The sequence below is a fragment of the Vibrio sp. 10N.222.52.B7 genome (genome assembly GCF_041474275.1).
GTDB classification, from domain to species: domain Bacteria; phylum Pseudomonadota; class Gammaproteobacteria; order Enterobacterales; family Vibrionaceae; genus Vibrio; species Vibrio crassostreae_C.
In genome coordinates this window covers 1-739 of record NZ_JBFRTU010000216.1, presented here as the reverse complement: position 1 = coordinate 739, position 739 = coordinate 1, and the positions used below count along the sequence as shown (strand labels likewise).

Below are 739 nucleotides of genomic sequence, written 5' to 3'. Positions count from 1 at the left end.
CCCACATGGCAGATGGTTACTCTCGTGTATCTGGTCGCCACGGTGTGGTTATCGGGCAGAATGGCCCAGGTATCAGTAACTGTGTAACAGCAATTGCAGCTGCGTTCTGGGCACATAGCCCGGTCGTCATTGTGACGCCAGAGACAGGCACTAAAACAATGGGCTTAGGTGGTTTCCAAGAATGTAACCAGCTTCCAATGTTCCAAGAGTTTACTAAGTATCAAGGACACGTAACGCACCCAGATCGTATGGCGGAATTCACAGGTCGATGCTTCGACCGTGCGATGAGTGAAATGGGGCCTACTCAACTTAATATTCCACGTGATTACTTTTACGGTGAGACTCAAACTGAGATCCCTCAACCAGCACGTTTAGACCGTGGCCCAGGTGGTGAAAAATCTCTGAACGAAGCGGCAGACTTGATTGCTGAAGCGAAATTCCCAGTCATCATTTCTGGTGGCGGCGTGGTAATGGCTGATGCCGTTCAAGAGTGTGCGGCATTAGCAGAAAGATTAGGCGCACCCGTAGTGAACAGCTACCTGCACAATGACTCGTTCCCTGCTAGTCACCCATTATGGTGTGGTCCTTTAGGCTACCAAGGTTCGAAAGCAGCAATGAAGTTGATGGCTCAAGCGGATGTGGTTATCGCTTTGGGTACACGCCTTGGTCCATTTGGTACGTTGCCTCAACATGGTATGGACTACTGGCCGAAGAACGCGAAAATCATTCAGATTGATGC

Annotated in this window: 1 protein-coding gene; it reads left to right on the top strand. The window is 49.9% G+C overall.

The window, feature by feature from the left end:
• The coding region (locus AB4512_RS22485) for a thiamine pyrophosphate-binding protein (RefSeq protein WP_372175754.1) at positions 1–739 on the top strand (739 nt) is incomplete at both ends.